This is a genomic window from Streptomyces sp. NRRL WC-3549 (genome assembly GCF_000721935.1).
Classification (GTDB): Bacteria; Actinomycetota; Actinomycetes; order Streptomycetales; family Streptomycetaceae; genus Streptomyces.
Genome location: NZ_KL585426.1, coordinates 129,157 through 129,447, shown reverse-complemented (window position 1 = coordinate 129,447; position 291 = coordinate 129,157). Strand labels below are relative to the sequence as shown.

The following is a 291-nucleotide window of genomic DNA, read 5'->3' as shown; positions in this document are numbered from 1 at the left end:
ACGTTCGTCGCACTGGACGACCGGCCCGACCTCGAACTACTCGGCCGCCTCGCCGGCCCGGCAGCCGAGGCCCTCCTCACCCAGGCCGAGGCAGCGGGACTGCTCGACATCGGACGTGCGGACGGGAGCGTGCGGTTCACCGCCTCCGCGATCGGCACGGAACTCACCACGCGGCTGCAGGACGACGCGCGCAGACTCCTGCACGCCCGCCTGGCCGAGGCCAGCCACGACAGCGTCCGCCGCGACCGGCACACCGTACTGGCGGCCGACGACGCCGACCCGCGGTCGGCC

General features: G+C 74.9%; 1 pseudogene. It reads left to right on the top strand.

The window, feature by feature from the left end:
- A pseudogene (locus IH13_RS0129015) lies at positions 1-291 on the top strand (helix-turn-helix transcriptional regulator); the annotation flags it as partial.